Origin of the sequence: Acidovorax sp. 69 (assembly GCF_002797445.1) — a bacterium.
Taxonomy (GTDB): domain Bacteria; phylum Pseudomonadota; class Gammaproteobacteria; order Burkholderiales; family Burkholderiaceae_C; genus Acidovorax.
Map to the genome: position 1 here is coordinate 4,843,525 of NZ_PGEP01000001.1, position 13,560 is coordinate 4,857,084.

Below are 13,560 nucleotides of genomic sequence, written 5' to 3' on the forward strand. Positions count from 1 at the left end.
GGCGGACAGCGCTCAGCGCAACCCGTCCACGCCCTGGATGTCAGAGGCCTGGAGGCCACCGATGCGCGCCAGGGGGCGGCCGCTGTCGGTCACGACAATGGCGACCACAATTTCGTTGGCCCGCGGTGCATCGGCCACGCGGGCTTCCATCGCGTCGAAGTGGCTGCGCACATAGGCAGCATCCTTGTGGCCCAGGGGCACGTCGATGGCTGTGCCCAGGCCGCCGATCTTCTTGCTGGACGGCACCAAGGCGGCGCCCTTTTCAACGGCCACGCGCAGCGGCGCGCCGAGTTTGGGGTGCAGAATGGCGGCGGCATGCTCCAGCTCGCCCGCCTCGCCCACGATGGCGGCCTTGCCGTAGCTCTGTGCCTGGCCGGGTTCAATGCCCAGGGCCGCAACGCAACGGGCACCCAGCAATGCGCCCAGCTCTTCACCGATGGCCACCAGCTCGTCGAGGTTCTCGACATAGCGGCCGGCGCAGGGGTTTTCGATCACGGCCATGGCCAGTGCCTTGCGCACCGGGGGCTGCACCTCGCGCCCCATTTCCACGCGCACCTCGTCGGTCTGAACGATGATTTTCCGGATCTTGGCGGACATGTGCGGGTACTCCTTGTGTCTTGTGTTTTATGGTTCTTCGGGATTCAGCGCAGGCCGTCCCACTGATTGATGTCGGCGGCCTTGAGCCCCCCCACGCGGGCATGAATGCGCGAGCCCGTGGACATGGCCAGGATGAAGACCACCTCATCCGCCAACGGTGCGCCGGGCACGCGCACTTCGATGGCATCAAAATGGCTGCGCACATAGCTGGCGTTGATGTGGGTGAGCGGAACATCCAGAGCGGCCCCGGGAGCACCCACCTTTTTGGTGGAGGGCACGATGGACAGCGCATTGGCGGGTTGCCCGGTCTTCTTTTCGGCCTGGCCTTTGGCATAGGCATTGCGGTCACCCTTCCAGCCCAGCAGCTCGCGCATGGCGTAGCCGCCTGGCACATGCCACAGGGCGCCATGCTCCAACTCGCCCGCCGATCCCACAATGGCACCCTTGCCGTAGGTCTCGATGCGTTCGGCGGGCACGCCCATGGCCGCAAGCAGGCGTTGGGCCATGTCCAGTCCCACGTCCTGAAGGGCATCCATCATGGGGAGGATGTCTTGCTCGTACCGGCCCGCGTAGGGATTGGTCAGCACCGCACCAATGGCACCGCGCAGCAGCGGCACATCAGCCACCGGCCCAAATTCGTGCCTGATTTCCTCAAGATGGGTGAAAACGCGTCGTATCTGGATCATTTTTGGACCTGTGCAATTCGTTAAGCAAATACTGAACCAACTTCTGTTTCGATGGCGTCGGTTTTAACGGCCGGAGCGCCCGCCAGTTCCCCGCACGGTGTACGGGTGACCGCAAACCGCCCCTGGCAGGCGAGCAGCGCAAACCAGAGCAACCCTTGCGCTTGTAATTCTTGCGCCTTTTGCAGCCCGTGCTGCAACGCTTGCTGAACCTGCTCCTGCGGCAAGGCGGGCACATCCACGGTGACGAGGATGGCTCCAAGATCACTGTCATCACGCACCTGGCACGCCGGCATGCGGCCAATGCGCGCATCCTGCACATTGACGGCATTGGCCACGATGGTCGCTGCTGCATCGGCCTGCGCTGCCGTGCGCGCCAGCACGGTGACGCTGTCGGCAATACCCAGCGACTGGCTGCGCCCACGCCAACCACTGGTGGCCACACCGCGCACCGGCATAGCGCTGGTGATGCCGATCTGCCCATCCAGTACCAGCCCGCTGTGCAGTTGCACAGCAGTCAGCGCCGCGATGTCAGCGTACACCCCCACCGTGACGGACTGGCCGGGCGCCAACTGCAGGGCAATGTCGCCCCCGTTATTGACCCATGCACGGTCAATGCCCTCCTGGCCGTAACACGCCAGAATTTCCTGCGCCACAGAACCAGCCACCGCAGCCATCGGCGTAATGAAGCCTGCACGATAGGGCGCACACGCATCCCACATGCGACGGGCCACCACTCCCTGCAGCACACAACGGGCGCCCACTGGCGCCCGCAAGTCAGGCAGTTCATTCACCAGTTCTTGCAGCAGCCCTTCAAAGCGGTGCCAGGCGCGCTCGTGCGCCTGCGCGACGACGCCGCGCTGCCCCTCGGCCTGGATGACAAGATCCATCGGCCCATGCTGAAAATGCCAGCGGCCATCGGGCAGGGGCTTGCGGCAGGCGCTCATCGTGCGAACCCGATCAGCCCAAGAGGGGCGGGCGGCCCAGCGGCCAGGGATTGGCAGCGGGCAGCGTCTGCCACACGCGCGCCTGGGGCGCTCCATCGTTGTGCCATGCACCACGCTCCAACACATCGCGCAGGCTGCGAATCTGACTGGTGTGCCCACCCAGTGCCTCATAGTCTGCGCGGCGCATGCTGAACTCGATCGGTGCCACGATGGCGGGGGTGGGCACCGTGCCAAAACTGTTGTCCGGCATGCGCAGCACATCCGCCATCACCGTGATGCCGCCGCCGGGCCACACATAGGCAGGGGCACCGCCGCAGGTCACGTTGACCAGCGCATTTTTGATAGAGCGTGTGAGCAGCACCGGGTTTTCAGTGACCCCCGCACGCAGGCTGCCGCCCGCACCGCCCAGGAACAACACCGAGGCCAGCGAGGGTTCGCAGTTTTCACCGATGCGGTCCACGATGCTGCGGATTTCGGCAGGCATCGCAGCCTCTACGGGCACCAGAGATTCGTCAAGCACGTACCAGCTGGCATGTTCTCCGGTGGTGGAAGTCATCAAGAGCCGCAGTCCCGGCCACGCGACGGCCTCGCCCCAACCCTCGATGATGGACAGAGGGTCTGCAATATCGGTGCCGCCCCAGCCCGTGCCGGGGTTGGCCACCTGAAAGTAGCGGCCCGGCGTGGACTTGCGCCCGCGCATCTGGATGCCCGAGGGCTTCATATCCAGACAGCGACCCGCCTGGTGCTCAGTGAGGACCCCGGTGATGTGGTCATCGACCACAACCACCTCGTCCGCGTGGCTGTAAAACTGGCGCGCAAAGATGCCGATGGCCGCCGAACCGCAGCCCACGCGCATGCGCTGCTCTGCCACGCCGTTGACGATGGGCGCGCGGCCCGCCTGGATCACCAACTGCGCACCACCGTCAATGGTGAACTCGACCGCCTGTTTGTTGCCCAGCAACTGCATCATCTCGGCAGTGACGCGGCCTTCTTTCTTGGTGCCGCCCGTGAGGTGGTGCACACCACCGAGCGACAACATCTGCGAGCCATACTCTGCCGTGGTCACATGGCCCACCACCTCACCCTTGCAGCGCACGTTGGCCTGCTCAGACCCGAGGAAACGGTCGGTATCGATCTTCACCTTGAAGCTGCAGTAGCTGAAGATGCCCTCGGTGACCACCGTCACCATGTCGACGCCATCGGTTTGGGAGCCCACGATGAACGGCGCGGGTTTGTAGTCAGGATAGGTGGTGGAGGAACCCACACCCGTGACGAACACCTCTTCCGACAACAGCAGATCCCCTGACCAAGGGGAAGGTGCAGCGACAGGCTCTGTCTCCACACCCTCCTGCGCCTCACCCGCCGCCACGCGGCCCACAAAGGGCACCAGCGTGGCCTCGCCCGCCTCCAGGGTCTTGCGCAGCAACACCACCGGATCGAGTCGCACCAGCACACCCGCATGGTTGGCGTAGCGGTCACAGGCCCCGGCGCGGCCTTCCGATATCTGGCACAACACAGGGCACGCGTTGCACTCGACCTTGGCGACGTTCATGCGCTCGTTGCGAGGCCTGGCGCGCTCCAGCACCTGCGGCAACTCTGGCGCATCCATACCCGGCAACCCATCGGTCTTGGTGTGTTCAGTCATCGTGGCGACCTATTCATTGCATTGTTGCAAGTGCTTGTATGCGCATTGCATTTTGTGTAGCATTCACTTAACTTAAATGTTGTGATCACTACATTTATCGCGAATGTAGCGCAATCGTTCATGGTCCGCAATGGTGTTTTTGCGCCCCCAAAAATGGTGCACGAGGAGCCCCAAAATGACGCACGTAGTGACTGACGCCTGTATTCGGTGCAAGTACACCGACTGCGTCGATGTGTGCCCGGTCGACTGCTTCAAGGAGGGGCCGGAGTTTCTGGTCATCGACACTGATGAGTGCATCGACTGTGCGGTGTGCATCCCCGAATGCCCCGTCAACGCCATCTATGCGGATACAGACCTTCCCGCCGAGTTCGCATCCTTCCTTGAATTCAACAAAAAACTCGCCCCCGGCTTGCCCACAATCACCAAAAGAAAGCCCCCGCTCCCAGATGCGGAACAATGGAGGGTTGTGAGCCACAAGCTTTCCGGCCTGGATATGGGGCTTTAGCGCCCCCGGAGCCCGGACTTCAGCCAGTTTTTTCCTGTTTTTTCAACTTTGTCGACCCAAACACCATGAGCGCCTTTCTCGAAGAACGCGTCCTGACTGTCCACCACTGGACGGACCGCCTTTTCTCCTTCACCACCACCCGCGATACCGCGCTGCGTTTTTCCAACGGGCATTTCACGATGATCGGCCTGCGTGGTGAAAACGGCAAACCCCTGCTGCGCGCCTACAGCATCGTGAGCCCCAACTACGAAGAGCACCTGGAGTTCCTCTCCATCAAGGTGCCCGACGGCCCACTGACCTCGCGCCTGCAGCACATCAAGGTGGGTGACACCATCGTGGTCGGCAAAAAGCCCACCGGCACCCTGCTGATCGACTACCTGCTGCCCGCCAAGCGCCTGTACATGCTGTCCACCGGCACGGGCGTGGCCCCGTTCCTGAGCCTGATCCGCGACCCTGAGACCTACGAGAAATTCGAGGAAGTCATCCTGGTGCACGGCGTTCGTGAAGTGAAGGAGCTGGCCTACCACGACTACCTCACGCAGGAACTGCCTCAGCACGAGTTTTTGGGCGAGATGGTCACCAAGCAGCTCAAGTACTACCCCACGGTGACACGCGAAGCGTTCAAGCACCAAGGCCGTGTGACGACCGTGATCGAGAACGGCCAGATGGCAAACGACCTGGGCCTGCCTGCGCTGAACCCTGTGGAAGACCGCGTGATGATCTGCGGCAGCCCCGAGATGCTGCGTGACCTCAAGCACATGATGGAAGTGCGTGGCTTCAAGGAAGGCAACACCACCAAACCCGGCGACTTCGTGATCGAACGCGCTTTCGCAGAGCAGTGATCACCGGCCAGCCCCAGGCACTTGCGCTGCGGGCTGGCTCCACCCAACAGGACCCGCCATGTCTGCCACCCCCACCAAGACCCGGACTGCGTCCACCCGCTCACCGTCCACCCGCAAAACGGGTGTGCGCGAACAGGCGGCACAGACCACGCGCGACAACATCCTGAAGGCCGCGACCAAGGTGTTCGCGCGCTATGGCTACGAAGGTGGCAGTGTGGAGAAGATATCGAAGGCCGCCAAGTCCTTCGACCGGATGATCTACTACTACTTCGGTAGCAAGGAAGGTCTGTTCATTGAGGTGCTGGAAGAGATCTACCGGCGCATGAACGATGCCGAGTCCAAACTCGCTCTGAACGTGGACAACCCGGACGAGGCCCTGCAGGCAGTGATCCGCTTCGTGGTGGGGTACTACCGCAAGAACCCCGAATTCATCACCCTGCTCAACACGGAAAACCTGCACAAGGGCAAACACATTTCCAAGTCGATGCGGGCCCGCGAATATTCGTCGCCCGCCATCGAGGTGATTCGTCGGGTGCTCGAAAGTGGCCAGGCGCAGGGCGTTTTCCGACAGGATATTTCCGCGAGGGATGTTTACCTGCTGATTGCGGCCACGGGCTATTTCTACATGTCCAACCGGCATACGCTGTCGGCCTTCTTGGGCGAAGACCTGGAGACCCCCGATGCGTTAGCGCACTGGGAGATTTTTGTCATCGATAGCGTGCTGCGCACCGTAGCGCCCGGCCCCAGCCTGCCTCTCGCGCGCAAGGCCGCCTGACCGGACCCTGTTTCACCCACAGAGCCCGGCGCCGGGCTCTGTCAACCACCACCCCCAGGAGGAGTAACCATGGCAGAAGCAGCAGCCGGCGGCAAGTCGGGCAAAGTCGTTATCCAGAACATCGGCCTCTTGCTCTCTGGCGACCTGGACCATCCCATTCTGGACGCCGACACCATCGTCGTGAACGATGGCCTGATCGTGGCTGTGGGCCGCTACAAGGACTGCGACACCGAACACGCACAGACCGTGATCGACGCCCGCCAGACCTGCGTGGCGCCCGGCCTCATTGACAGCCATGTACACCCCGTGTTTGGCGACTGGACACCGCGCCAGAACCAGATCGGCTGGATCGACTCGACCATGAACGGCGGCGTGACCACCATGGTCTCGGCGGGCGAAGTGCACCTGCCCGGCCGCCCCAAGGACATCGTGGGCCTCAAGGCCCTGGCCATCACGGCGCAACGCTCGTTCGACAACTTCCGCCCCGGTGGCGTGAAGGTGATTGCGGGCGCACCCGTCATCGAAAAAGGCATGACTGAGCAGGATTTCAAGGACCTGGCCGATGCGGGTGTCACGCTGCTGGGCGAAGTGGGCCTGGGCTCGGTCAAGGCGGGCTACGAGGCCCAGCAGATGGTGGCCTGGGCGCGCAAGCACGGCATCCAGAGCACCATCCACACGGGCGGCCCGTCGATCCCGGGCTCGGGCCTCATCGACAAGGATGTGGTGCTGGAGGCCGATGCCGACGTGATCGGCCACATCAACGGCGGCCACACCTCGCTGCCCTGGAAGCATGTGTGCGAGCTGTGCGAGAAGTCATCGCGTGCCATCGAGCTGGTGCACAACGGCAACGAAAAAATCGCCATCCAGGCGGCACGTGCAGCCATCGAACTCAAGTGCCCACACCGGGTGATTCTGGGCACCGACGGGCCAGCGGGCTCGGGCGTGCAGCCACTGGGCATGCTGCGCATGATTGCACTGATATCGAGCTTTGCCGACATCCCTGCCGAGCTGGTGTTCTGCTTTGCCACCGGCAACACGGCGCGCATCCGCAACCTCAACTGTGGCCTCATCGAGGTGGGCCGCGCGGCCGACTTCGTGTTCATGGACCGCGCCCAGCACACGGCCGGCGCCACGCTGCTGGAGAGCGTGCAGCTGGGCGACATCCCGGGCATCGGCATGGTGATGATCGACGGCCTGGTGCGCTGCGGCCGCAGCCGCAACACACCGCCTGCGACCGAGATTCCGGTGGTGCTTTAACTCGTACCGAGGCGATAAAAAATCAAAAGCCCGCTTTCGCGGGCTTTTGATTTTCAGGGACTCGCAGGCTCAATAGGTGTCCGACACCCGCACCGCGCCAGGCTGCGACTGGGGGTAAGGGTCTGCAGCGCGTGCTGAACCGCCCTGGTCTACCCGGAAGCCCTTGCCCTGCAGCACCACCGGCGTGCCCACCGCCGTGGCCTCGGCACGCTGGAAGTGACGCACCGAGCCGTCCTCCATGCGCACCGCGATCTGGTAGACCGTGTGGGTGCGGCTTCGCTCTTCCACCTTGTGGCCCACATACCCGCCGCCCACAGCACCGAGCACCGTGGCGGCCGTGCGGCCACTGCCCTTGCCAATCTGGTTGCCCACCACGGCACCCAGTACCCCGCCAGCCACAGCACCCACCCCCGTGGCGGGTGCGGCCTGCTGCACCGCCTGCACGGATTCAACCCGTCCGCAGCTACGGCACACCGGTGTCGCCCCCCGCAGGGGCTGCGCGGGCCCCGCGCCGGTGGGCGCCATCTGACCTCCGACCATCTCGCCGGGGCGGCCGACACCTGCCGTCGCTGGTGGACGCAAATTTGCTCCACTATTCATAGCTGCCTGGGAAGAACTGGAAAGCGCTTGCGGCCGTTTTTCGTCAATGATCTCTGACTCTGGGGTGCGCGGGGCCGCCAACCTCTGCGCTGGCGCCGAAGCTTCGGGCATCCCGGAGGGTGTGCGGTTCTGCACCACCAGAGTGGCCCCCAAGGCCAGCACGCTCACGCCCAGCACACCGATGGCGACCCACATCCATTTCATGGCGAGGCCCGTCGGCGGTACCGCCACACCAGCGGCGGGGGTCGGAGGTTGTACGGTGAGATTCATGGTGATTTCCTTGTATTTTGATGAGCGGTTGGGGCAAAGGGAAGGGAGTGGCCCCGCACGCGGGACATACCGTCAATGGTTCAAACGCCGCGGTGGCCCGAAAGGTACACATGGATCGACCCTTGCACTCGGTCGCTTTGTAAGCGGCGGTAAGCGTCTGTTGCATTCTTTTTTGGCCCCAAAACGTTCATCCAGCGCAAAGGGGGCGCCACCGAGGCTGCGCGCCCATCTCACCCAGCCGGTCGGTTGCCAACATTTACAGCCCCGGCACCCGCGCGCGGGCCGACGCGGCCCACAACGCCCAGGCCGCCGGGCGCCGGGGCCCCGGATGCAGGGCATCTTCCAGTGCCTGTGCGCAACTGGCAGAGAACAGCAGGATGGCCGACGAAAAATAGATCCACATGAGCAGCACCACCAGCGAGCCGGCGGCGCCATAGGCCGACACCACGGCGGCGGTGGACAGGTACCAGGCCAGCATCTGCTTGCCCACAGTGAACAGCATGGCCCCCACCGCGGCGCCCATCACCAGATAGCGCAACGATGGCTTGGGGCCCACGCCAATGCGCATGAGCCCCACAAACAAGGCGACAGCGAACCCAAAGGCCACCGCTTCATTGACGATCTGCAGCAAGGGTGCCCAGGGAGCGAGCGGCGCCATGTGCGCTGAAGCCAGCTGCGCCCCGGCCCAGCCCGCCAGCAGGTGAATCAGCGTCGAAAGCGCCAGCGACACCATGAGCAAGAAACCCAGCGCCAGCACATAGGCCAGCCCCCGCAAGCGCAGCGAGGCCATGCGCCACCAGGCGGCACGCTGTGGCGGTGCAAAGCCGTCGCGGCGCCACAGGCGCTCCAGCGCCGACTGCAACTCCACAAAAACCCCGGTGGCCCCGAGACCAGCACCATAAACCCCACAAGAGACGCAAGACGCCCCTCGGCGGGTGCGCGTGCGCTGGTCAGGGCCTGCCGCACCACATCGGCCACCTGCTGACCCATCACCGACTGCACCTGGGTGACCAGGCTGGCCTCCAGGTAACTGCGGTCCATCCACCAGCCCAGCACGCCCACCAGAAGCAGCAGCAGCGGCGCCAGGCTCAGCATGCCGTAGAACGACATGGCCGCACTCATGCGCAGCCCGTCGGCGTCCAGCCACATTTGCACGGCACGCCAGAAGGGCTGCACCAGGCGCCACAAGGGAGCCAATGGTCGGATCAGGCGATGAAGCAGCGGGGGAACGGTCATCCCACAAGCCTAAGGCCCGTCCGCACTGCCGTCCATCCTCCTTTCCCGGCACAGCGGGTAGGCGCACTCCCACAGGGTGGCTGCTTAAGCCCCACAAAACCAGCGCGCACGCCGGTACGGCCTCTCCACAGCCCGCGCATGGGGCCGGTGCGATGGGGCCGCAGAGTTTCGCAGGTGACAGCGCAGGTTTTACACGGGGCATCGCCACGACTAGCATGAAGCGCTGATGTTCTTGCACCGCAAAACAGCCCTCGCCCCTTCACCGGTCACGCACCTTCGCACCCTGTCCTACCGCTGCACTGCAGCGGCGACCCGTCCCTTCTTATCCCCCACGAAAGCTATTTCCATGAGCGTCAAGCAACTCTTCGATCTCACCGGCCAGGTTGCCCTGGTCACCGGCGGCTCGCGCGGCCTGGGCCTGCAGATGGCCGAAGCCTTGGGCGAAATGGGTGCCAAGCTCGCCATCACGGCGCGCAAGGCCGATGAACTGGCCGAGGCCAAGAAGCACCTGGAGGGCCTGGGCTACGAGGTCCTGACCGTGGTGAACGACCTGCAGAAAACCGAGGACATCCCCGGCCTGGTGGACCAGGTGGTTGCGCGCTTTGGCACCATCGATATCCTCGTCAACAACGCGGGTGCCACCTGGGGCGCCAAGGCAGAAGACTACCCCGATGCCGCCTGGCACAAGGTGATGGACCTGAATGTGAGCGCACCGTTTTTCCTGTCCCGCGAAGTGGGCAAGCGCTGCATGATCCCGCGCGGCAAGGGATCCATCATCGTCACCGCCTCGGTGGCCGCGCTCAAGGGCACCCCTCCGGGCATGAACACCATCGCCTACAACACCTCCAAGGCCGCAGCCCTGCACTTTGCGCGCACGCTGGCTTCTGAATGGGGGCACTACGGTATCCGCGTCAATGCCATCTGCCCCGGATTCTTCCCGAGCAAGATGGCCAGCGGCCTCATTGAAAAACTCGGCCCGACCATGATCGAGCGCACACCGCTGCGCCGCATCGGTGGTGAAGAAGACCTCAAGGGTGCCGTGGTGTTCCTGGCGTCCAACGCCTCACGCCACATCACGGGCGAATCCATCGTGGTGGATGGCGGCGCCAGCCTGATTTGACCCCAAGGATTCCCCATGGATTTCACCTACACCCCCAAAGTCATCGACCTGCAGCAGCGCCTGACGGCGTTCATGGAAGAACACATCTACCCCGCCGAATCGGTGTACCACCACGAGGTGGCCAACAACCGCAAGGCCGGCAACGTCTGGCAGCCCACGAAGGTGATGGAAGACCTCAAGGCCAAAGCCAAAGCCGCCAACCTCTGGAACCTGTTCCTGCCCGAGTCGAACCTGGGCGCGGGCCTGACCAACCTTGAATACGCGCCGCTGTGCGAAATCATGGGCCGCTCGCACATTGCGCCCGAGGCCTTCAACTGCTCAGCCCCCGACACCGGCAACATGGAGACGCTGGCGCGCTACGCCACCCTCGAGCAGCAACAGCGCTGGCTGCTGCCGCTGCTCGACGGCACCATCCGCTCGGCCTTTGCCATGACAGAGCCCGACGTGGCATCGTCCGACGCCACCAACATCGAAGCCCGCATCACCCGTGATGGCGACCATTACCTGATCAACGGCCGCAAGTGGTGGACCTCGGGTGCGCCCGACCCACGCTGCGAGATCCTGATCTTCATGGGCAAGACCGACCCTGACCATGCCAACCGGCACCAGCAGCAATCGATGATCCTCGTGCCCATGGACACGCCCGGCGTGACCATGGAGCGTGCCCTGCCCGTGTTCGGTTATGACCACGCGCCGCACGGCCACGGCGAGGTGAACTTTGTGAACGTGCGCGTGCCCGTGGCCAACATCCTGCTGGGCGAAGGACGCGGCTTCGAGATCGCCCAGGGCCGCCTCGGCCCCGGGCGCATCCACCACTGCATGCGCCTCATCGGTGTGGCCGAGCGTGCGCTGGAGCTGATGTGCCAGCGCGCCCTGGGCCGTGTGGCGTTTCACAAGCCGGTGGCGGACCAGGGCGTGACACGCGAGCGTATTGCCAATGCCCGCATCCTCATCGACCAGGCCCGTTTTCTGGTGCTCAATGCCGCGCAGATGATGGACACGGTGGGCAACAAGGTGGCGCGCAAGGAGATCGCGATGATCAAGGTGGCAGCGCCCAACATGGCCTGCCAGGTGATCGACTGGGCCATGCAGGTGCATGGCGGCGGTGGTGTGAGCGATGACTTCCCGCTGGCAGCCGCCTACGCCCAGGCCCGCACCCTGCGTTTTGCCGACGGCCCCGACGAGGTGCACCGCAATGCCATCGCCAAGGACGAACTGGCCCGCCACCTCAAGCGCGCATGATCGCAACTGTGTACCCTGCGCGAACGCCGATGTCTGAAGCCCGCCCCCCAGGAACCCCGCCGCATGTCTGACCGCCACCAGGCCCACTGGCCCCCGGGGCTGCCCCGCCACCTCACGTTGCCGCAGACCCACCTGTTCCACAACGCCGAGGTGTCCGCTGCGCGCTACCCGGACAAGCCCTTTCTGGTGTTCTACGACACGCAGGTAAGCTTCCGCCAGTTCCAGCAACAGGCCGAGCACATCGCGGGTTTTCTGCAGCAGGTGTGTGGCGTGAAGGCGGGCGACCGGGTGCTGCTCTACATGCAGAACAGCCCGCAGTGGATCCTGGCGTTCTACGGCATCCTGCGCGCCAATGCCGTGGTGGTGCCGGTGAACCCCATGAACCTCACCGACGAACTGCGCCACTACGTGCACGACAGCGGCGCCACCGTGGCCTTTGTGGCGCAGGACCTGCATGCACAGGCCCAGCCGCTGGTGGCGGCGGGTGATGAATGCAGTGCGGGCAAGCTCCAGCACCTCATCGTGGCCGCCTACAGCGACTACCTGCAGGTACCCACCGACCTGCCCGTCCCCGCATTGGTCAGCGCGCCGCGCCAGGCGATCGATGCCCCGGGCGTCACACTGTGGAGCAACATGCTGGCGCAGCAGCGCGCGCCCGGCCCCATCACCACCGGACCCGACGACCTGTGCGTGATGCCCTACACCTCGGGCACCACAGGCCATCCCAAGGGCTGCATGCACACCCACCGCAGCGCCATGAGCACGCTGGTGGGCGGCGCGCAGTGGTTTTCGCGCACGCAGGATTCGACCTACCTCGCGGTGCTGCCGCTGTTCCACGTCACGGGCATGTCGGGCAGCATGAACGGGCCGCTGTTTGTGGGCGCCACCGTGGTGGTGCTGCCGCGCTGGGACCGCGACGCTGCAGCCCAGCTCATGCAGCGCTACCGCATCACCATCTGGCAGGCCATCTCGACCATGGTGGTGGACTTTCTGGCCAACCCGCGCATTGGCGACTACGACATCAGCAGCCTGCAGGCCATTCGGGGCGGCGGCGCCGCCATGCCCAAAGCCGTGGCGCAGCGCCTCAAGGCGCTGACAGGACTCGAATACGTGGAGGGCTATGGCATGTCCGAGACCATGGCCGCCACCCACATCAACCCGCCGCACCGCCCCAAACCGCAGTGCCTGGGCATCCCCGTGTTCGACGTGGATGCCCGCGTGGTGGACCCGGCCACGTTCGCCGAGCTGCCCCCGGGTGAGATCGGCGAGATCGTGGTGCACGGCCCGCAGGTCATGCAAGGCTACTGGAACAACCCGCAGGCCACGGCCGACAGCTTTGTGACGCTGGACGGCAAACGGTTTCTGCGCACCGGCGATCTTGCGCAGGTGGACGAGGACGGCTACTTCTTCATGGTGGACCGGCTCAAGCGCATGATCAACGCGTCGGGCTTCAAGGTCTGGCCCGCCGAGGTCGAGGCCATGATGTACGCCCACCCTGCCATCCAGGAGGTGTGCGTGATCGCCGCGCACGACGAACACCGGGGCGAGACAGTGAAGGCCCTGGTCGTGCTGCGCGACGCCTTCAAAGGCCAGGTGAGCGAGCAGTCCATCATCGACTGGAGCCACGACCACATGGCTGCCTACAAAAGCCCGCGCATCGTGCAGCTGGTGGACAGCCTGCCCAAATCGGGCACCGGCAAGGTGCAATGGCGCGAGCTGCAGGAGCAGGAACGCAGCCGCGCCGCAGGCATCGCGGCATGAGGCGCCCTGCCCTGTGGCGCTGCAAAATGCTCTTATTTTGATAGCTATTCGCGCTTGATTTTATTGCGCTTGCGGCCAAA

General features: G+C 64.5%; 12 protein-coding genes and 1 pseudogene. 7 read left to right on the forward strand and 6 right to left on the reverse strand.

Annotation, left to right across the window (positions count from 1 at the left end):
- Positions 1-12 precede the first annotated feature (12 nt).
- Genes CLU85_RS22300 through CLU85_RS22315 form a run of 4 tightly spaced genes read right to left on the reverse strand, consistent with a single transcriptional unit; the run spans position 13 to position 3,872 of the window.
- On the reverse strand, positions 13-597 hold the full coding sequence (locus CLU85_RS22300) for an amino acid synthesis family protein (RefSeq protein ID WP_100412184.1): 585 nt from the start codon (positions 595-597) through the stop codon (positions 13-15).
- 44 nt (positions 598-641) lie between these two features.
- Positions 642-1,283, reverse strand: coding sequence for an amino acid synthesis family protein (locus CLU85_RS22305; RefSeq protein WP_100412185.1), 642 nt, complete (start codon positions 1,281-1,283; stop codon positions 642-644).
- A 20-nt stretch (positions 1,284-1,303) separates the two neighbouring features.
- The gene (locus tag CLU85_RS22310; protein WP_100412186.1) at positions 1,304-2,227 is read right to left on the reverse strand and encodes a UPF0280 family protein; all 924 of its coding nucleotides are present in this window, start codon (positions 2,225-2,227) and stop codon (positions 1,304-1,306) included.
- Between the two features lie 13 nt (positions 2,228-2,240).
- Positions 2,241-3,872, reverse strand: a complete 1,632-nt coding sequence (locus CLU85_RS22315) for a 6-hydroxynicotinate reductase (RefSeq protein WP_100412187.1) — start codon at positions 3,870-3,872, stop codon at positions 2,241-2,243.
- A 175-nt stretch (positions 3,873-4,047) separates the two neighbouring features.
- Here CLU85_RS22315 and fdxA point away from each other — a divergent pair, with 175 nt between their 5' ends.
- From fdxA to CLU85_RS22335, 4 genes are all read left to right on the forward strand, one after another.
- The gene (gene fdxA, locus CLU85_RS22320) at positions 4,048-4,377 is read left to right on the forward strand and encodes a ferredoxin FdxA (RefSeq protein ID WP_100412188.1); all 330 of its coding nucleotides are present in this window, start codon (positions 4,048-4,050) and stop codon (positions 4,375-4,377) included.
- Between the two features lie 65 nt (positions 4,378-4,442).
- The gene (locus CLU85_RS22325; protein WP_100412189.1) at positions 4,443-5,219 is read left to right on the forward strand and encodes a ferredoxin--NADP reductase; all 777 of its coding nucleotides are present in this window, start codon (positions 4,443-4,445) and stop codon (positions 5,217-5,219) included.
- Between the two features lie 58 nt (positions 5,220-5,277).
- Positions 5,278-5,994, forward strand: a complete 717-nt coding sequence (locus CLU85_RS22330; RefSeq protein ID WP_100412190.1) for a TetR/AcrR family transcriptional regulator — start codon at positions 5,278-5,280, stop codon at positions 5,992-5,994.
- A 69-nt stretch (positions 5,995-6,063) separates the two neighbouring features.
- A complete protein-coding gene (locus tag CLU85_RS22335; RefSeq protein WP_100412191.1) occupies positions 6,064-7,251 on the forward strand; it encodes an amidohydrolase family protein in 1,188 nt (395 codons plus the stop codon).
- Positions 7,252-7,320: 69 nt separating this feature from the next.
- Here the strand turns inward: CLU85_RS22335 and CLU85_RS22340 are convergent, their stop codons facing one another.
- Both CLU85_RS22340 and CLU85_RS22345 read right to left on the reverse strand, forming a co-directional pair.
- Positions 7,321-8,121, reverse strand: a complete 801-nt coding sequence (locus CLU85_RS22340) for a glycine zipper 2TM domain-containing protein (protein ID WP_100412192.1) — start codon at positions 8,119-8,121, stop codon at positions 7,321-7,323.
- A 256-nt stretch (positions 8,122-8,377) separates the two neighbouring features.
- A pseudogene (locus CLU85_RS22345) lies at positions 8,378-9,357 on the reverse strand (YihY/virulence factor BrkB family protein).
- Positions 9,358-9,703: 346 nt separating this feature from the next.
- Between CLU85_RS22345 and CLU85_RS22350 the strand changes: the two are divergent.
- From CLU85_RS22350 to CLU85_RS22360, 3 genes are all read left to right on the forward strand, one after another.
- Positions 9,704-10,477: an SDR family oxidoreductase gene (locus tag CLU85_RS22350; protein WP_100412193.1), complete on the forward strand. Its 774-nt coding sequence runs from the start codon at positions 9,704-9,706 to the stop codon at positions 10,475-10,477.
- Positions 10,478-10,492: 15 nt separating this feature from the next.
- Complete coding sequence (locus CLU85_RS22355) at positions 10,493-11,719, forward strand: acyl-CoA dehydrogenase family protein (protein ID WP_100412194.1); 1,227 nt, start codon at positions 10,493-10,495, stop codon at positions 11,717-11,719.
- Between the two features lie 63 nt (positions 11,720-11,782).
- On the forward strand, positions 11,783-13,480 hold the full coding sequence (locus CLU85_RS22360) for a long-chain fatty acid--CoA ligase (protein ID WP_100412195.1): 1,698 nt from the start codon (positions 11,783-11,785) through the stop codon (positions 13,478-13,480).
- Positions 13,481-13,560 lie beyond the last annotated feature (80 nt).